The organism is Shigella sp. SIG6 (genome assembly GCF_053555815.1).
Window position 1 is genome coordinate 46,027 of the sequence record NZ_JBQZXC010000003.1, and the last position, 19,165, is coordinate 65,191.

At 52.4% G+C, this 19,165-nt stretch carries 15 protein-coding genes and 2 pseudogenes; 10 read left to right on the forward strand and 7 right to left on the reverse strand.

The window, feature by feature from the left end:
• Positions 1-39 precede the first annotated feature (39 nt).
• Positions 40-1,757: pseudogene (gene narQ, locus ACUU1M_RS01245) on the forward strand (nitrate/nitrite two-component system sensor histidine kinase NarQ).
• A 201-nt stretch (positions 1,758-1,958) separates the two neighbouring features.
• Positions 1,959-5,072 (forward strand): multidrug efflux RND transporter permease AcrD, encoded by a 3,114-nt coding sequence (acrD, locus tag ACUU1M_RS01250; RefSeq protein ID WP_001273117.1) that lies wholly within the window; start codon positions 1,959-1,961, stop codon positions 5,070-5,072.
• A gap of 98 nt (positions 5,073-5,170) precedes the next feature.
• On the opposite strand, the gene ypfM is transcribed toward acrD, so the two are convergent.
• Positions 5,171-5,230 carry a protein YpfM gene (gene ypfM / locus ACUU1M_RS01255; RefSeq protein WP_001386977.1) on the reverse strand — a complete coding sequence of 20 codons (60 nt, stop codon included), beginning with the start codon at positions 5,228-5,230 and terminating at the stop codon, positions 5,171-5,173.
• Positions 5,231-5,610: 380 nt separating this feature from the next.
• Between ypfM and ACUU1M_RS01260 the strand changes: the two genes are divergently transcribed.
• Genes ACUU1M_RS01260 through ACUU1M_RS01270 form a run of 3 tightly spaced genes read left to right on the forward strand, consistent with a single transcriptional unit; the run spans position 5,611 to position 7,326 of the window.
• A complete protein-coding gene (locus tag ACUU1M_RS01260) occupies positions 5,611-5,967 on the forward strand; it encodes an ArsC family reductase (protein WP_000258247.1) in 357 nt (118 codons plus the stop codon).
• Positions 5,968-5,970: 3 nt separating this feature from the next.
• A complete protein-coding gene (gene dapE, locus ACUU1M_RS01265; protein ID WP_001277804.1) occupies positions 5,971-7,098 on the forward strand; it encodes a succinyl-diaminopimelate desuccinylase in 1,128 nt (375 codons plus the stop codon).
• A 27-nt stretch (positions 7,099-7,125) separates the two neighbouring features.
• On the forward strand, positions 7,126-7,326 hold the full coding sequence (locus tag ACUU1M_RS01270; RefSeq protein WP_000383836.1) for a YpfN family protein: 201 nt from the start codon (positions 7,126-7,128) through the stop codon (positions 7,324-7,326).
• A gap of 109 nt (positions 7,327-7,435) precedes the next feature.
• Here the strand turns inward: ACUU1M_RS01270 and ypfH are convergent, their stop codons facing one another.
• From ypfH to dapA, 6 genes are all read right to left on the reverse strand, one after another.
• Positions 7,436-8,134, reverse strand: coding sequence for an esterase (ypfH, locus tag ACUU1M_RS01275; protein ID WP_000679818.1), 699 nt, complete (start codon positions 8,132-8,134; stop codon positions 7,436-7,438).
• A 73-nt stretch (positions 8,135-8,207) separates the two neighbouring features.
• Positions 8,208-10,223, reverse strand: coding sequence for a tRNA cytosine(34) acetyltransferase TmcA (gene tmcA, locus ACUU1M_RS01280; protein WP_000829380.1), 2,016 nt, complete (start codon positions 10,221-10,223; stop codon positions 8,208-8,210).
• A gap of 14 nt (positions 10,224-10,237) precedes the next feature.
• On the reverse strand, positions 10,238-11,101 hold the full coding sequence (ypfJ, locus tag ACUU1M_RS01285) for a KPN_02809 family neutral zinc metallopeptidase (protein WP_001267499.1): 864 nt from the start codon (positions 11,099-11,101) through the stop codon (positions 10,238-10,240).
• 167 nt (positions 11,102-11,268) lie between these two features.
• On the reverse strand, positions 11,269-11,982 hold the full coding sequence (purC, locus tag ACUU1M_RS01290; protein WP_005076254.1) for a phosphoribosylaminoimidazolesuccinocarboxamide synthase: 714 nt from the start codon (positions 11,980-11,982) through the stop codon (positions 11,269-11,271).
• 212 nt (positions 11,983-12,194) lie between these two features.
• Positions 12,195-13,229 carry an outer membrane protein assembly factor BamC gene (gene bamC / locus ACUU1M_RS01295; protein WP_005076259.1) on the reverse strand — a complete coding sequence of 345 codons (1,035 nt, stop codon included), beginning with the start codon at positions 13,227-13,229 and terminating at the stop codon, positions 12,195-12,197.
• Between the two features lie 16 nt (positions 13,230-13,245).
• A complete protein-coding gene (gene dapA, locus ACUU1M_RS01300; protein ID WP_005080278.1) occupies positions 13,246-14,124 on the reverse strand; it encodes a 4-hydroxy-tetrahydrodipicolinate synthase in 879 nt (292 codons plus the stop codon).
• Positions 14,125-14,269: 145 nt separating this feature from the next.
• On the opposite strand from dapA, the gene ACUU1M_RS01305 reads away from it, so the two are divergent.
• The 5 genes and pseudogenes from ACUU1M_RS01305 to hyfC all read left to right on the forward strand — a co-directional run bounded on the left by ACUU1M_RS01305 (position 14,270) and on the right by hyfC (position 19,157).
• Complete coding sequence (locus ACUU1M_RS01305; protein ID WP_000176196.1) at positions 14,270-14,842, forward strand: glycine cleavage system transcriptional repressor; 573 nt, start codon at positions 14,270-14,272, stop codon at positions 14,840-14,842.
• Positions 14,842-15,312 carry a thioredoxin-dependent thiol peroxidase gene (bcp, locus tag ACUU1M_RS01310; protein WP_001068682.1) on the forward strand — a complete coding sequence of 157 codons (471 nt, stop codon included), beginning with the start codon at positions 14,842-14,844 and terminating at the stop codon, positions 15,310-15,312. The genes ACUU1M_RS01305 and bcp overlap by 1 nt, the downstream gene beginning before the upstream one ends.
• A gap of 252 nt (positions 15,313-15,564) precedes the next feature.
• Positions 15,565-16,182, forward strand: coding sequence for a hydrogenase 4 subunit HyfA (hyfA, locus tag ACUU1M_RS01315; protein WP_005076269.1), 618 nt, complete (start codon positions 15,565-15,567; stop codon positions 16,180-16,182).
• Positions 16,182-18,199, forward strand: a pseudogene (gene hyfB, locus ACUU1M_RS01320) (hydrogenase 4 subunit B). The gene hyfA and the pseudogene hyfB overlap by 1 nt, the downstream one beginning before the upstream one ends.
• A 10-nt stretch (positions 18,200-18,209) precedes the next feature.
• Positions 18,210-19,157 carry a hydrogenase 4 subunit HyfC gene (gene hyfC / locus ACUU1M_RS01325; RefSeq protein ID WP_134799651.1) on the forward strand — a complete coding sequence of 316 codons (948 nt, stop codon included), beginning with the start codon at positions 18,210-18,212 and terminating at the stop codon, positions 19,155-19,157.
• The last annotated feature ends 8 nt before the right edge of the window (positions 19,158-19,165 follow it).

A 19,165-nucleotide genomic window follows, 5' to 3' on the forward strand; every position in this document is an offset into this window, starting at 1 on the left:
GAACTGGAACATTAATGATTTTTTGTGGAGAAGACGCGTGTGATTGTTAAACGACCCGTCTCGGCCAGTCTGGCCCGGGCCTTTTTTTACATTGTGCTGCTGTCGATTCTTTCCACGGGTATCGCTCTGCTAACTCTGGCGAGCAGTTTGCGCGACGCTGAGGCTATCAATATTGCCGGATCGCTGCGTATGCAGAGTTACCGCCTGGGCTACGACTTGCAAAGTGGCAGTCCACAACTCAATGCACATCGCCAGTTGTTTCAGCAGGCACTGCATTCACCGGTATTAACCAACCTCAACGTCTGGTATGTGCCAGAAGCAGTAAAAACTCGCTATGCGCATCTGAATGCCAACTGGCTGGAGATGAATAATCGGCTCAGCAAGGGCGATTTGCCGTGGTATCAGGCCAATATTAATAATTATGTTAATCAGATAGACCTGTTCGTGCTGGCTTTACAGCACTACGCTGAACGCAAAATGCTGCTGGTGGTGGCGATTTCCCTGGCTGGCGGTATCGGTATTTTCACGCTGGTCTTTTTTACTTTGCGCCGCATACGCCATCAGGTGGTTGCCCCGCTGAATCAGCTGGTTACCGCCAGTCAGCGTATTGAACACGGGCAGTTCGACTCGCCGCCGCTGGATACCAGTCTGCCGAATGAGCTTGGTCTGCTTGCAAAAACCTTTAACCAAATGTCGAGCGAGCTGCATAAATTGTACCTTTCGCTGGAGGCGTCAGTAGAAGAAAAGACCCGCGATCTCCACGAGGCCAAGCGTCGTCTGGAGGTGTTGTATCAGTGCAGTGTTCCCAGGCGCTGAACACCAGCCAGATTGATGTGCATTGTTTCCGCCATATTTTGCAGATTGTTCGCGACAATGAAGCAGCTGAATATCTGGAGCTGAACGTTGGGGATAACTGGCGGATTAGCGAAGGGAAGCCAAACCCTGAGCTGCCAATGCAGATTTTACCGGTGACAATGCAAGAGACGGTTTACGGCGAACTGCACTGGCAAAATAGTCACGTTTCATCATCAGAACCGCTGCTTAACAGTGTTTCATCGATGCTGGGACGCGGTTTATACTTTAATCAGGCGCAGAAGCATTTTCAGCAGTTATTGTTGATGGAAGAACGTGCGACCATCGCCCGCGAATTGCACGACTCGCTGGCTCAGGTGCTTTCTTACTTACGTATCCAGTTGACGTTACTGAAGCGTTCGATACCGGAAGATAACGCCACCGCACAAAGTATCATGGCCGATTTTTCCCAGGCGTTGAATGATGCTTATCGGCAGTTACGCGAGCTGTTGACTACTTTCCGCCTGACGCTGCAGCAGGCGGATCTCCCCTCCGCGTTGAGGGAAATGCTGGATACGTTACAAAATCAAACCAGCGCTAAACTGACCCTCGACTGCCGTCTGCCAACCCTGGCACTGGATGCGCAAATGCAGGTGCATTTGTTGCAAATTATTCGCGAAGCGGTGCTGAATGCGATGAAGCACGCCAACGCTAGCGAAATCGCCATCAGTTGCGTCACCGCGCCGGACGGCAATCACACGGTTTATATCCGTGATAACGGGATTGGTATCGGTGAACCGAAAGAACCCGAAGGTCATTATGGACTGAATATCATGCGCGAACGCGCGGAACGGCTGGGCGGGACGCTGACTTTTTCACAACCTTCCGGCGGCGGCACGTTAGTGAGTATTAGCTTTCGCTCCGCAGAGGGTGAGGGGAAGGGGAACACGCCGGCTGAGGTGTAAATAATTACCCTCACACCGGCCCTCTCCCTTTAAAGGCGAGAGGGAAAAACGTGCCCATATTGACCTGTAAGCGAGTGTGTCAGCAATCTCATGATAATTTACATTAACTCCTTTTTTTCTCCACGATTGGCTCGTACCTTGCCGCTACAGTGAAGCAAGTCAAGCCTACAACAATACGCAGAAACACGAGGTCCTCTTTTAATGGCGAATTTCTTTATTGATCGCCCCATTTTTGCCTGGGTGCTGGCAATCCTGTTGTGTCTGACAGGTACCCTGGCGATTTTTTCATTGCCCGTTGAACAATACCCCGATCTCGCGCCACCGAATGTGCGAGTGACCGCTAACTATCCCGGCGCATCGGCCCAGACGCTGGAAAACACCGTGACCCAGGTTATCGAGCAAAATATGACCGGCCTCGATAATCTGATGTATATGTCATCTCAGAGCAGTGGCACCGGTCAGGCATCTGTCACTTTAAGTTTTAAAGCAGGCACCGATCCGGACGAAGCCGTGCAGCAAGTACAAAACCAGCTGCAATCAGCCATGCGAAAGTTACCGCAGGCGGTGCAAAATCAGGGCGTGACGGTGCGTAAAACCGGCGATACCAACATTCTGACCATTGCCTTCGTCTCTACCGATGGCTCGATGGATAAACAGGATATTGCTGATTATGTTGCCAGTAATATTCAGGACCCGTTAAGCCGCGTGAATGGCGTCGGGGATATCGATGCCTATGGTTCGCAATATTCCATGCGTATCTGGCTGGACCCGGCGAAACTCAACAGTTTCCAGATGACGGCTAAAGATGTCACTGATGCCATTGAGTCACAGAACGCGCAGATTGCGGTTGGGCAACTTGGTGGTACACCTTCCGTCGATAAGCAGGCGCTCAACGCCACCATTAACGCCCAGTCACTGCTGCAAACACCAGAACAGTTCCGCGATATCACCTTGCGGGTGAATCAGGACGGCTCAGAGGTAAGGCTGGGCGATGTCGCCACCGTCGAAATGGGGGCGGAGAAATACGATTATCTTAGCCGCTTCAATGGTAAGCCAGCCTCCGGGTTGGGGGTAAAACTGGCCTCCGGCGCAAACGAAATGGCGACAGCGGAGCTGGTGCTCAATCGTCTCGACGAGCTGGCGCAGTATTTCCCGCACGGACTGGAATACAAGGTGGCGTATGAAACCACCTCGTTTGTTAAAGCCTCCATTGAAGACGTAGTGAAAACGCTGCTGGAAGCTATCGCTCTGGTTTTCCTCGTTATATATCTGTTCCTGCAAAACTTCCGCGCCACGCTGATACCCACTATCGCCGTGCCGGTGGTGTTGATGGGAACCTTCTCCGTACTTTACGCCTTCGGTTACAGCGTCAACACCTTAACCATGTTCGCGATGGTGCTGGCGATCGGTCTGCTGGTGGATGACGCCATCGTGGTGGTGGAAAACGTCGAACGTATTATGAGTGAGGAAGGACTCACTCCTCGCGAAGCCACACGTAAATCGATGGGGCAGATCCAGGGGGCACTGGTCGGGATTGCGATGGTGCTTTCGGCGGTATTTGTACCAATGGCCTTCTTCGGCGGCACCACCGGTGCCATCTATCGCCAGTTCTCTATTACCATTGTTGCGGCGATGGTGCTGTCAGTACTGGTAGCGATGATCCTCACTCCGGCTCTGTGTGCCACGCTACTTAAGCCACTGAAAAAAGGTGAGCATCACGGGCAAAAAGGTTTTTTTGCCTGGTTTAACCAGATGTTTAACCGCAACGCCGAACGCTACGAAAAAGGGGTGGCGAAAATTCTCCACCGTAGCCTACGCTGGATTGTGATTTATGTCCTGCTGCTTGGCGGCATGGTGTTCCTGTTCCTGCGTTTGCCGACGTCGTTCTTACCGCTGGAAGACCGGGGCATGTTTACTACCTCGGTACAATTGCCCAGCGGTTCAACCCAACAACAGACCCTGAAAGTCGTTGAGCAAATCGAGAAATATTACTTCACCCATGAAAAAGACAACATCATGTCGGTGTTTGCCACCGTTGGTTCTGGCCCTGGGGGTAACGGGCAAAACGTGGCGAGAATGTTTATCCGCCTGAAAGACTGGAGCGAACGCGACAGTAAGACCGGCACCTCGTTTGCCATTATCGAGCGTGCAACGAAGGCGTTTAACCAAATTAAAGAAGCTCGCGTTATCGCCAGCAGCCCACCAGCAATTAGCGGTCTTGGTAGTTCTGCAGGTTTTGATATGGAGTTGCAGGACCACGCTGGAGCGGGTCACGATGCGCTGATGGCAGCACGTAATCAGTTGCTGGCGCTGGCGGCGGAAAACCCGGAGCTAACCCGTGTGCGCCATAACGGCCTCGATGACAGTCCGCAGTTGCAGATTGATATCGACCAGCGTAAAGCTCAGGCGCTGGGCGTTGATATCGACGATATTAACGACACACTGCAAACCGCCTGGGGTTCGAGCTATGTGAATGACTTTATGGATCGCGGTCGCGTGAAGAAAGTCTATGTGCAGGCAGCTGCGCCGTATCGCATGCTGCCAGATGACATCAATCTCTGGTATGTCCGAAATAAAGATGGCGGCATGGTGCCCTTCTCTGCTTTCGCGACCTCACGCTGGGAAACAGGCTCGCCGCGTCTGGAACGCTATAACGGTTATTCTGCGGTTGAGATTGTTGGGGAAGCCGCACCGGGGGTCAGTACCGGTACGGCGATGGATATTATGGAATCGTTAGTGAAGCAGCTGCCAAACGGCTTTGGTCTGGAATGGACGGCGATGTCGTATCAGGAGCGGCTTTCCGGCGCGCAGGCTCCGGCGCTGTACGCCATTTCCTTGCTGGTGGTATTCCTGTGTCTGGCGGCATTGTATGAAAGCTGGTCGGTACCGTTCTCGGTAATGCTGGTCGTGCCTCTGGGGGTAATCGGCGCGCTGCTGGCAACCAGGATGCGCGGGCTGGAAAACGACGTTTACTTCCAGGTGGGCCTGTTAACGGTCATTGGTTTATCGGCGAAAAACGCCATCCTGATCGTCGAGTTTGCTAACGAGATGAACCAAAAAGGCCACGACCTGTTTGAAGCGACGCTCCACGCCTGCCGTCAGCGTTTACGCCCGATTCTGATGACCTCGCTGGCATTTATCTTCGGCGTATTGCCAATGGCAACCAGCACGGGTGCCGGTTCCGGTGGTCAGCATGCGGTGGGTACTGGCGTAATGGGCGGGATGATTTCAGCTACTATTCTGGCTATTTACTTCGTGCCGCTGTTCTTTGTGCTGGTGCGCCGCCGCTTCCCGCTGAAGCCGCGCCCGGAATAAGCAATAAAAAAGGCGACATGCCAATGTGTCGCCTTTTTCAACTTTCCGATTAAGAACCTGCTCAGCGGGTTCTTGCTGTTTATACTTTGTCTCAGGAATTACTTACGAAGCATAACTTCGATAAAGTCTTTCCAGTTCCCCAGTTCACGTTCAATCATAACAACCTCTCTTATAATTATGGGTATTCTACGGAAACAATATACCGTGGTGAAGCTAATTTACTCGATTGCTGCGATGACTACCTCCGGGGGACAAACCTTATGTAAATACTATGGTCCTGCGGTGATAATTTGTATGTGATACACAGCAACATTTCGAGATATTCATACGGCATCTAATACTGATTTAATTCTGGTTAAAATACAGACAGATAACAAGATGAATGTTCTTAATGTTTACGTTAAAAATGTTTAATATTATTTAATAGTTGTTAATTTGAATACTTCGATAATGTTATATTTTCTGATAATCATTTGCAGGCAAAATGTTTTCACCCTTAAATGAGTATTTATTCTCATAAATCGAAAAAGGATTCATTATGGTTACACTTTACGGCATCAAAAATTGTGACACCATTAAAAAGGCTCGCCGTTGGCTGGAAGCCAATAACATCGACTATCGTTTTCATGATTACCGCGTCGATGGGCTGGACAGCGAATTATTGAACGGTTTTATCAACGAATTAGGCTGGGAAGCGTTACTCAACACCCGTGGTACAACCTGGCGTAAACTGGACGAAACTACCCGCAATAAAATCACCGATGCGGCCTCTGCGGCGGCATTAATGACTGAAATGCCTGCAATTATCAAACGTCCATTGCTCTGCGCGCCTGGTAAGCCTATGCTGCTGGGTTTCAGTGATTCCAGTTATCAGCAATTTTTCCATGAGGTGTAGTCTATGTCGTGCCCGGTTATTGAGCTGACACAACAGCTTATTCGCCGCCCTTCCCTGAGTCCTGATGACGCAGGATGTCAGGCTTTGTTGATTGAACGTTTGCAGGCGATCGGTTTTACCGTTGAACGCATGGATTTTGCCGATACGCAGAATTTTTGGGCATGGCGTGGGCAAGGTGAAACGTTAGCCTTTGCCGGGCATACCGACGTGGTGCCGCCTGGCGACGCCGATCGTTGGATCAATCCGCCGTTTGAACCCACCATTCGTGACGGCATGTTATTCGGGCGCGGTGCGGCAGATATGAAAGGCTCGCTGGCGGCGATGGTGGTAGCAGCAGAACGTTTTGTCGCACAACATCCCAACCATACGGGGCGACTGGCATTTCTGATCACTTCTGATGAAGAAGCCAGTGCCCACAACGGTACGGTAAAAGTCGTCGAGGCGTTAATGGCACGTAATGAGCGTCTCGATTACTGCCTGGTCGGCGAACCGTCGAGTATCGAAGTGGTAGGTGATGTGGTGAAAAATGGTCGTCGCGGATCGTTAACCTGCAACCTCACCATTCATGGCGTTCAGGGGCATGTTGCCTACCCACATCTGGCTGACAATCCGGTACATCGCGCAGCACCTTTCCTTAATGAATTAGTGGCTATTGAGTGGGATCAGGGCAATGAATTCTTCCCGGCGACCAGTATGCAGATTGCCAATATTCAGGCGGGAACGGGCAGTAACAATGTTATTCCGGGTGAACTGTTTGTGCAGTTTAACTTCCGCTTCAGCACCGAACTGACTGATGAGATGATCAAAGCGCAGGTACTTGCCCTGCTTGAAAAACATCAACTGCGCTATACGGTGGATTGGTGGCTTTCCGGGCAGCCATTTTTGACCACGCGCGGTAAACTGGTGGATGCGGTCGTTAACGCGGTTGAGCACTATAATGAAATTAAACCGCAGCTACTGACCACAGGCGGAACGTCCGACGGGCGCTTTATTGCTCGCATGGGGGCGCAGGTGGTGGAACTCGGGCCGGTCAATGCCACTATTCATAAAATTAATGAATGTGTGAACGCTGCCGACCTGCAGCTACTTGCCCGTATGTATCAACGTATCATGGAACAGCTCGTCGCGTGATGAGTGGTTCTGCAAGAGGAAATAAGCATGGACTGGCTGGCTAAATATTGGTGGATTCTGGTGATTGTCTTTTTGGTAGGCGTCCTGCTGAACGTGATTAAAGATCTCAAGCGCGTCGACCATAAGAAATTTCTCGCCAACAAGCCGGAGCTTCCCCCGCATCGTGATTTCAACGATAAGTGGGACGATGACGACGACTGGCCGAAAAAGGATCAACCGAAGAAGTAAGCTGAGTGCTCAACCGTAGGCCGGATAAGGCGTTAACGCCGCATCCGGCAATGGTGAACGATGCCTGATGCGACGCTCACGCGTCTTATCAGGCCAGGTAATCTGTCTTTTACATCATTTCAATCACATCATCATCGCCAGGCTTACCGCCACTTAGCGCTTGGTCGAAATAATGTTTCGGAATGGTATAACGCAAGTGATCCAGGGCAAATTGCATACTGCGATTGTCGATCGCATGGCCTAAATCCTCCACGATATCCAGCGTCACGTCACCACCGGCACTGATTAACGCTTCCTGCGCCGCAACTGCATGCGCCAGATCGATAACCGGATCTTCACCACCATGAATCAAGTGAATTGTCGTGGCTGTAGACGCGGTCTCCGGCAGGCTCGCATAGCGTCCGTTAAAGGCAATGACGCGCGAAGCAAGGCCCGGTTCGGCTTTAATGCTCTCCAGCGCCATAATCGCGCCTTGTGAGAAACCAATTAGCGCCGTGGCGTTAGCCCCTACTCCGCTCTGTTTCTGCCAGTAGCGTACCGTTTCAATAAACGTCGGCATGATGGCATCCACACGCGCCTGGCGATTATCTTCCGTAATACCCTGCACTGAAAACCACTGACGCCCCGCCGGATTACCGCTCGGCTCCGCGCCACCGACACTCACCACCAGCGCATCAGGAAACAGCGGTGCAAACCAGCTGCCTATTTCCCCCATTGCCACCGGGTTATCCCCGACACCGTGGAAAAGCAGTAACAACTGTTGTGCAGGTTTATCCGGGCTTTGAACAACAAAATGGTCATGTTTCATGGCGAACTCCTTAACTGATGTCATTAATTTTACGCCGCTGACTCACAATGACCATGGGAGAAAATTGAAGGAGTCAGTGAAAAAATTGCCATTGCGTTATGCGATCGCGCAGACGCTCAGTGCGAACCTCATTAAGTGCGAACAGCGCCTGCGCGGCCTCTTCCCGCTGGCGAACCAGTAACATCTTGCGGCCTGAAAGTTTAAGTGTGGTACATAACTGAGCGTCACTGGCGTTTTTCTGTAAACGCCCACGCAGCGCCGGTAATGCCAGTTCACTGGTTTGTAGCAGACGCAATAAGCAACCTAACGATGTTAATAGCGGACGATGAGCGAAAGCAAAACCGGCCAGTTCAAGCCAGTCGTCGTCAGAAAGGATGGCATCGTTTAGTGGATCAACAGGAAGCATTTCGCCATTCCACTGCGCGAGAGCTTGCGCATCGCGACGTAAACGGTAATGCTCACGTTCAGCCAGCTGTTTACCCGCATCACTCATCGGTAACAGCGCCATCGCCGTATAGCAACCGCTGCTGGCTTCCCGATGATTACCCATCCGCACCAGCACAAAACCGCAGCGTTGCCAGAAACGCCATAACTCCCCAGTGTAACCAAAACTCACCGAAAGATAGTCGAGGTCATGCGTATATTGCAAAGCTCCAGCAATAAGTTGCCGCCCTGTGCCTTCCCGCTGACGAGCCGGATGAACTGCTATCCGGCTAACCCGCCTTCCGCGCAATGTCGCCGCCAGTGGATTGCTGCCGTGCGCCGCCAGCGACTGGGCCACCAGATTACCCCGCGGGCGACGAAAACCTGCCCATACCGCCTGACTGAGTTCTTGAGATAATCCGCCCTCATCCACCAGCCACAACGCCCCGGCAATCTCGTTTTCGCCAGCCGCCTGTAAAAAATGTTGCCCTGGTGCATCCATCATCCGGCGTAAATCCAGCGGCGAGGTCCGGTAGTGCGCACCAGACAATAACTGATAAACCTTTAACGGCGTTTCTGGCTCGCTTCGCCATAACGTTTGTTCAAATGCGGAAATGACGATATTGCCTTGTGGTGTATGGGTGAAGTTTTCATCGTTAAAAACCAGTGCCTCACTAACCATTTTTTCCAGCGGGCATCCCTGTGCCCAGCGGATCGGCTGTTGCAGTTCAAAACGCTGTAAATGCGGAAAGCGAGCGCAAAATTTCAGCAAAAAACCACGTCCGGTACCTTCGTAGCCCTGCACCGTAGTGGTTAACAACGTTCGAGGAAAACGCGATACCAGTTGATGCAACAACGGCGCAGGTATGGCTGCGGCTTCGTCGACCACCAGCCAGTCGGCTTGCTCATCGCTGGCTAACAAGGCATCCGGTGCAATAAAGCGAAACTTCTCGCCCGCAAATTGTGCCAGTACATCCGTTGCCGCTTTTGCGGGCGCGGTGACAATCGCACTGCCCGCAATACGAGAAATAAGTTGCCCTGCCAACGCCGACTTACCGCGCCCACGCGCAGCCGTTACCGCTGCCACGCCCGGCGGCATGGTCAGTAGCTGCTGTAAGAGTTGCTGTTGTTCTGGTTGTGGTGCGCCGGTCGCGGGGTGCCAGTCAGTACGGGGAGTAAAATGCGCCAACGAGAACGGCTGGTTTTGCCGCCAGAGGATAGCGTCGTTATCCGCCGTAAGTACGCGTTTGAGATGCTGGACAAAATGCGGCGTCGCAATAGGGTCAGGGCAATCACTCCAGCGCAGCGAGTCGGCATCAGGTTGGTTTTCCCACTCTTCCCATACAGGGAGTAACAAAACCAGCCAGCTTCCCGCTTTCAACGTTCCGCTAAGTGCTGCAAAGGCAGCGGCATCAAAGCCGTGGCGGGCGTCGAATACCGCATGCCGGAACTCGCGCCCAAGTAAAGTTTGTAGCGCCGAGGGTGAACAGTGGTTTTCAGCATCTAGCTGCGGCGAAATCCACAGCCAGTCGCCAGGTAAGGCATCACGCAACTTAAGAGCATGATCAAAACACCAACCCTCTTCCCCGCTCAACACCAGCAAGCGGCAGATCCCTTCACGTTTCATTTGCGCTGTTAATGTGTAAAGCGCAGTCAGTTCAGCCATCCCTGCCCCGGAAATTAAATGCTTTTACCAAAAGTATTGCATTGTGCCGGATCGCCGCTGTCGAAACCACGTTTAAACCAGCTGTAGCGTTGCTGAGAAGTGCCATGTGTGAAACTGTCTGGTACTACTCGCCCCTGACTTTGCTGTTGTAAACGGTCATCGCCGATGGCCTGCACCGCATTCAGCGCCTCTTCCAGATCGCCAGTTTCCAGAACGCCTTGCTGCTGCATACTATGCCCCCAGACACCGGCAAAACAGTCGGCCTGGAGTTCCATACGCACAGATAAGCGGTTTACTTCCGCCTGCGTCGCGTTTTGTTGCAGTTGACGAACTTTCGGCTCGATGCCTAACAGTTTCTGCACATGATGACCGACTTCATGGGCGATAACGTACCCCTGGGCAAAATCGCCATCCGCGCCAAGTTTGTCTTTCATGTCATCATAGAAGGAGAGATCGATATAAACTGTGCCATCCGCCGGGCAATAGAACGGCCCCATAATGGACTGGCCCGCCCCGCAGCCGGTGCGCGTCATTCCACGGTACATGACCAGCTTCGGTTGCTGATAGGTCTTACCCATCTTTTCGAACTGTTGTCCCCAGGTGTCTTCCGTGGTTGCCAGAATCACCGAGGTGAATTTTGCGGCTTCGTCTTCATTAGGGCTAATTGACCGCGTTGATTGTTGTTGAGAAACCGGCTGCCCGGTCATCAACCCGGTTAAATCAACGCCATAGTAGCCTGCAACCAGCACGACTATCAGTAAAATCAGCCCGCCTTTACCGCTCGGCAGACGGAAACCGGGACCGCCCATTGACGGACCGCCAGAGCTGTTGCGCCTGTCTTCAACATTGTCACTTTCACGTCGCCCTTGCCAACGCATAGATACCTCAACAATATATTCATTATAGAAATGATCGTAGGTGGTTCAGAGGAAGATTACCACAGGAAAGCGGGATGAAATGGCGGAGGAATGAGCGTTCAATGCATATATTCCGAGAGCGGTTGTCTTGCCGTGCCAGCTGCACGGCAAGATGATGAACAGAAAAATCAGTCCAGCTGTACACCCAGGCGGCGGGCGACGGCTTCATAGGCTTCGATCAGGCCACCGAGGCTCTGGCGGAAACGGTCTTTGTCCATTTTCTCCAGTGTTTCTTTGTCCCACAGGCGGCTGCCGTCCGGGGAGAACTCATCGCCCAGTACCACTTCACCTTTGTACAGACCAAACTCCAGCTTGAAGTCGACCAGAATCAGACCAGCATCATCGAACAGTTTTTTCAGCACGTCGTTCGCTTTGTAGGTCAGCTCTTTCATACGCGCCAGGTTCTCTTTGCTCACCCAGCCAAAGGTTTCGCAGTAAGATTCGTTGACCATCGGATCGTGCATGGCATCGTTTTTCAGGAACAGATCGAACAGCGGCGGGTTCAGCTCAATACCTTCTTCGATTCCAAGACGTTTCACCAGAGAGCCAGCAGCACGGTTACGCACGACACACTCAACCGGCACCATATCCAGCTTTTTCACCAGACATTCGGTATCGGAGAGCAGACGCTCCATTTGAGTCGGGATACCCGCTTCAGCCAGTTTGCTCATAATGAAGTAGTTGAACTTGTTGTTCACCATACCTTTGCGATCAAACTGCTCAATGCACGCGCCATCCCCTGCTGACGTATCATTGCGGAATTCGAGCACCAACAGGTCCGGGTTTTCCGTGCTGTATACGGTTTTCGCTTTACCACGATACAACTCAGCTTGCTTTTGCATCTTTATCACTCCTGGGTGTGAATTAACGTTTTAAAATCTTTTGCTGTCTGGTGTGCCGGATATTTTGTCGGATGCGGCGTGAACGCCTTATCCGAACTACGTCCGACAAACAAATTTCGTGCGAATTACCGCTAAAATCGCGTTTTCCTGCCGACGCACACGTTTGCGTATCATATCAGAAAAAAGGGCCGGATGATTCCAGCCCTGTATTTTTACTTGCTAAACGCAGCCTGGAAGACAGCTACCAGCGCGTCGTTCTGCCCCTGAGTCAGAGTATGACCTTTCGGATCGATGAACTGTAGGCTGCTGCGGTTATCTAAATCGCCAACCTGCAGTTTATAGTCACCGGATGCCAGGCCTGGATCGCTCGCGCCCAGTTCCTGCCAGTCGCTGTCAGACAGCGGCTTATAAGTTACGGCCATGTTGCCCTGCGAACGGGTGCTGTCGGTCACTTTCATGCCCACTTTTTCCAGCGCCGCTGGCAGACGTTGCCAAACCACATTGAACGGCCCGCGTACGACCAGCATTGGTAAACCGGTGTCATCAGCTGCACTTTGTACGTCCATAGTGGTGGAGGCACGATTTTGCGCAGCGTTCGCGGCGTCAGTGGCAGATTTATCCAGACCGGCGGAAATAACGTTCATCATCTCCGTGCTGTAACGCTGCATGGAAGCCGCGTCTGCAACCGGTTTGCCCGCCTGTTCCAGGTTCAGCAGTTTAACCGTAACCGCCTGCTGATAACCCTGCGGCTTAACAGAGATTTGATAACGACCACGATACTGCTCGTCTTCGTCCAGACGGTTCCATTGTACCCAATCGGTGGTCAGTGTCTGACCAGCATCATCACGTTGGGTGATGGTGTAGTTTTTCGCCTGCAGCACGCTAACCACCTGCGGCCACAGAGTATTGCCACGACCATTTTCCACCAGCAATGAAGCGGTATCGCCCGTGAACTGGGTACGCGCGCCAGAAACCAGTGCCAGCGGCTGGGCTGGTGGACGAATGTCCAGCGCCTTACCGACAGCACCACTACCGTTGGTCACCGGGATTGCATAATCACCGGAGGTCACCGGCAAAATCATTCCAGCCGGGGCATGAAGCTCCGCAAGCGGTGCCGCTTCCAGGTAGGCTTCATCACCACTGACCTGACGCTTATAGCGTGAGTCAGAACTACAGGCAGCGAGTAATAAAACAAGCGAAACACCCGCAACCTTTGCCAGGCGCGACTTTTGAACAGAGTAAGCCATCAAATCTCCCTAAACTTTACAGCAAACCGGCATGCTTAAGCGCCGCTCTGACCGTCTCACGACCACTGTCGGTGATTGGTGTCATTGGCAGGCGCAGCGTATCGGTCGCCACAAGACCCAGTTCCTTACATGCCCATTTCACCGGGATTGGATTGGGTTCGACAAATAGTTTGTTGTGTAATGGCATCAGACGCTGATTAATAACGCGTGCCTCGGCAAAATGCCCTTCTGCTGCCAGTTTGCACATCTGGGCCATATCACGCGCTGCGACGTTAGCCGTAACGGAAATAACCCCATGACCGCCCAATTGCATGAAGTCCAGCGCGCTCGCATCATCGCCGCTCAGCAGAACAAAATCATCTGAAACCAGCTCTTTGAGCTGGTTTACACGCGTTAAGTTCCCTGTTGCCTCTTTGATTCCGATAATATTTTTTACTTTCGCCAGACGGCCCACCGTTTCCGGGAGCAGATCGCAGCCAGTACGGGACGGCACATTATACAGAATTTGCGGCAGGTCAGTATGCTCAGCGATGGCTTTGAAATGCTGATACAAACCTTCTTGCGACGGACGATTGTAGTAAGGGGTTACCGTCAGGCAGCCGACGATACCACTGTCATTGAAGCGCTGCGTCAGGCTAATGGCTTCCGCAGTAGCGTTAGCGCCGGTCCCGGCAATTACCGGAATGCGCCCATCAGCCAGATCCAGCGTCATCATCACCACATCAGCATGTTCGTCATGATTTAAGGTAGCGGACTCGCCAGTGGTGCCAACAGAAACGATCGCCGAAGTACCGCTGGCGACATGATAATCAATCAGTTTTTTCAAGCTAGCCCGACAGACATTACCTTTTTCATCCATCGGAGTAACAATCGCGACAATACTTCCCGTGAACATGGGCCATCCTCTGTGCAAACAAGTGTCTCAATGGTACGTTTGGTATGGCATTAAAAGCAAGCAGACAGAACCGTTCTGATTGTTGTATGCATGATTTTTTTATGCTTTCCTTAAGAACAACTCACCCCTTAAAGGAATAACCAGTTTGACACTGTCATCGCAACATTATCTGGTGATCACTGCGTTGGGTGCCGATCGCCCTGGAATTGTGAACACCATCACCCGTAATGTCAGTAGTTGCGGCTGTAATATTGAAGACAGTCGCCTGGCGATGCTGGGAGAAGAGTTCACGTTTATCATGCTGCTTTCCGGTTCATGGAATGCCATCACTCTGATTGAATCAACGTTACCGTTGAAAGGTGCCGAACTGGATCTTTTAATCGTGATGAAGCGCACGACGGCGCGTCCGCGTCCGCCAATGCCAGCATCTGTCTGGGTTCAGGTCGATGTTGCAGACTCCCCGCATTTAATTGAACGCTTCACAGCACTTTTCGACGCGCATCATATGAACATTGCGGAGCTGGTGTCGCGCACACAACCTGCTGAAAATGAACGGGCTGCGCAGTTGCATATTCAGATAACCGCCCACAGCCCCGCATCTGCGGACGCAGCAAATATTGAGCAAGCGTTCAAAGCCCTATGTACAGAACTCAATGCACAAGGCAGTATTAACGTCGTCAATTATTCCCAACATGATGAACAGGATGGAGTTAAGTAATGAATCCACTGAAAGCCGGTGATATCGCACCGAAATTTAGCTTGCCGGATCAAGACGGAGAACAAGTTAATTTGACCGACTTCCAGGGACAGCGTGTTCTGGTTTATTTCTACCCGAAAGCCATGACCCCCGGCTGTACCGTACAGGCCTGCGGCTTACGCGATAACATGGATGAGTTGAAAAAAGCGGGCGTTGATGTGCTGGGTATCAGCACCGATAAACCCGAAAAACTCTCCCGTTTTGCGGAAAAAGAGCTGCTTAACTTTACGCTCCTGTCTGATGAGGACCACCAGGTGTGCGAACAATTCGGCGTCTGGGGTGAAAAGTCCTTCATGGGCAAAACCTACGATGGTATTCATCGCATCAGCTTCCTGATTGACGCTGATGGCAAAATCGAACATGTCTTTGACGATTTCAAAACCAGCAATCACCACGACGTTGTGCTGAACTGGCTGAAAGAACACGCCTGATTACTTTGCTCCATTCCGTGCTGGCTGCGCTTGCGGCCAGCATACCTCACTTCTCGTGATCAAGATCACATTCTCGCTTTCCCCTGCGACACGGGTGTCGAATCCATTTTTTGCTGAACGTTAATGACCATCATTTTTGTACCGTTCAGAATCCAGTTAATTCATAACTTATTGAATAGATTGAGTTAATCAGAATGGCATCCTTTATGCAATATGAAATGCAATGTTTCATATCATTTTCAAGGAGCCGACATGAACCGCTTTGTGGTGGCCGAACCACTGTGGTGTACAGGATGTAATACCTGTCTCGCTGCCTGTTCGGACGTGCATAAAACGCAAAGTTTACAGCAACACCCGCGCCTGGCCCTGGCGAAGACGTCAACAATCACTGCCCCTGTCGTGTGTCATCACTGTGAGGAAGCCCCTTGCCTGCAGGTCTGCCCGGTCAATGCCATCTCTCAGAGGGATGATGCGATCCAACTCAACGAAAGCCTCTGTATTGGCTGCAAGCTTTGCGCCGTGGTCTGCCCATTTGGCGCAATCAGCGCTTCAGGAAGCCGTCCGGTGAATGCCCATGCGCAATATGTTTTTCAGGCTGAAGGCTCACTCAAAGACGGCGAAGAAAACGTGCCGCCCCAACATGCGTTGCTGCGCTGGGAACCGGGTGTCCAGACCGTCGCGGTGAAATGCGACCTGTGTGATTTCTTGCCAGAAGGTCCGGCCTGCGTTCGCGCTTGCCCGAATCAGGCGTTACGGCTGATCACCGACGATAGCCTGCAACGTCAGATGAAAGAAAAACAGCGCCTTGCCGCAAGCTGGTTTGCCAATGGCGGGGAGGATCCCCTTTCCCTCACTCAGGAGCAACACTAATGGATGCCCTGCAATTATTAACCTGGTCGCTGATCCTCTATCTGTTTGCCAGTCTGGCTTCGCTGTTTTTACTCGGTCTGGACAGACTGGCTATTAAGCTTTCCGGCATCACATCGCTGGTGGGCGGCGTGATTGGCATCATCAGCGGAATTACGCAATTACATGCTGGTGTAACTTTAGTCGCCCATTTTGCCACCCCTTTTGACTTTGCCGATTTAACCCTGCGAATGGATAGCCTCTCGGCATTTATGGTGCTGGTTATCTCCTTGCTGGTGGTGGTTTGTTCGCTCTATTCATTGACTTATATGCGCGAATACGAGGGCAAAGGCGCGGCGGCGATGGGCTTCTTTATGAATCTTTTCATCGCATCGATGGTTGCCCTGCTGGTGATGGACAACGCTTTTTGGTTCATCGTGCTGTTTGAAATGATGTCGCTGTCTTCCTGGTTTCTGGTCATTGCCAGGCAGGATAAAACGTCGATCAACGCTGGCATGCTCTACTTTTTTATCGCCCACGCCGGATCGGTGCTGATTATGATCGCCTTCTTGCTGATGGGGCGCGAAAGCGGCAGCCTCGATTTTGCCAGTTTCGCACGCTTTCACTTTCTCCGGGGCTGGCGTCGGCGGTGTTTCTGCTGGCCTTTTTCGGTTTTGGCGCGAAAGCCGGGATGATGCCGTTGCACAGCTGGTTGCCGCGCGCTCACCCTGCCGCACCATCGCACGCTTCGGCGTTGATGTCTGGCGTAATGGTCAAAATCGGTATTTTCGGCATCCTGAAAGTAGCGATGGATCTGCTGGCGCAAACGGGTTTGCCTCTGTTGTGGGGCATTCTGGTGATGGCGATCGGCGCAATCTCCGCGCTCCTGGGCGTGCTATATGCGCTGGCGGAACAGGATATCAAACGGCTGCTGGCCTGGAGTACCGTCGAAAACGTCGGCATTATTTTGCTGGCAGTCGGTGTGGCGATAGACGGTCTGTCACTGCACGACCCGCTGCTCACCGTGGTTGGACTGCTCGGCGCACTGTTTCATCTGCTCAACCATGCGCTGTTCAAAGGGCTGCTATTTCTCGGCGCGGACGCGATTATTTCGCGTTTGCATACCCACGACATGGAAAAAATGGGGGCACTGGCGAAACGGATGCCGTGGACAGCCGCAGCATGCCTGATTGGTTGCCTCGCGATATCAGCCATTCCTCCGCTGAATGGTTTTATCAGCGAATGGTACACCTGGCAGTCGCTGTTCTCACTAAGTCGTGTGGAAGCCGTAGCGCTACAACTTGCGGGTCCTATTGCTATGGTAATGCTGGCAGTCACTGGTGGGCTGGCAGTAATGTGCTTCGTCAAAATGTACGGTATTACTTTCTGTGGTGCGCCGCGCAGTACACACGCTGAAGAGGCACAGGAAGTGCCAAATACGATGATCGTCGCCATGCTACTGCTCGCGGCACTCTGCGTATTAATTGCGCTTAGTGCCAGTTGGCTGGCACCGAAGATAATGCATATTGCCCATGCGTTTACCAATACCCCTCCCGTCACTGTCGCCAGCGGAATAGCACTTGTACCCGGCACGTTTCATACACGGGTCACTCCTTCATTACTGTTGCTGTTACTACTGGCGATGCCTTTGCTGCCTGGCCTTTACTGGCTGTGGTGTCGTTCGCGCCGCGCAGCGTTTCGTCGCACAGGAGATGCCTGGGCATGCGGCTACGGCTGGGAAAACGCGATGGCTCCGTCAGGCAATGGCGTGATGCAGCCGCTGCGTGTGGTCTTCTCTGCGTTATTTCGTCTACGACAACAGCTCGACCCTACGCTGAGGCTAAATAAAGGTCTTGCGCACGTCACCGCCAGGGCTCAGAGCACAGAACCCTTCTGGGATGAGCGGGTGATCCGCCCCATCGTGAGCGCCACCCAACGGCTGGTCAAAGAAATACAGCATCTGCAAAGCGGCGACTTTCGTCTCTATTGCCTGTATGTGGTCGCCGCACTGGTTGTGCTGCTAATCGCTATTGCCGTCTAAGGAAATCACCATGAGACAAACTCTTTGCGACGGATATCTGGTCATTTTTGCGTTAGCACAGGCCGTGATTCTGCTGATGCTAACCCCACTTTTTACGGGTATTTCCCGGCAGATACGCGCGCGTATGCACTCCCGCCGCGGGCCGGGGATCTGGCAGGATTATCGCGATATCCACAAACTGTTTAAACGCCAGGAAGTTGCGCCGACATCTTCAGGTCTGATGTTCCGCCTGATGCCGTGGGTATTAATCAGCAGCATGCTGGTGCTGGCGATGGCCTTACCACTATTTATTACCGTTTCCCCTTTTGCGGGCGGCGGCGATCTGATCACCCTTATCTATCTTCCTGCCCTGTTTCGTTTTTTCTTTGCTCTTTCCGGGCTGGATACCGGAAGTCCGTTTGCGGGAGTCGGTGCCAGTCGCGAGTTGACGCTCGGCATTCTGGTCGAACCAATGCTTATTCTCTCACTGCTGGTATTGGCGCTGATAGCAGGTTCCACGCATATCGAGATGATCAGCAATACGCTGGCGATGGGCTGGAACTCGCCGCTAACCACCGTACTGGCGTTACTGGCCTGTGGTTTTGCCTGCTTCATTGAGATGGGAAAAATTCCCTTTGATGTTGCTGAAGCAGAACAGGAATTACAGGAAGGCCCGCTGACCGAATATTCCGGTGCCGGGCTGGCGCTAGCGAAATGGGGGCTGGGGCTGAAACAGGTCGTGATGGCAGCACTGTTTGTGGCCCTGTTTCTGCCCTTTGGGCGCGCGCAAGAACTTTCTCTCGCCTGCCTGCTGACTTCACTTGTCGTTACGCTGCTCAAGGTTTTGCTGATTTTTGTACTGGCCTCAATCGCAGAAAACACGCTGGCACGCGGGCGTTTTTTACTCATTCACCATGTGACCTGGCTTGGCTTCAGCCTTGCTGCGCTTGCATGGGTCTTCTGGTTAACCGGTCTGTAAGGAGCACT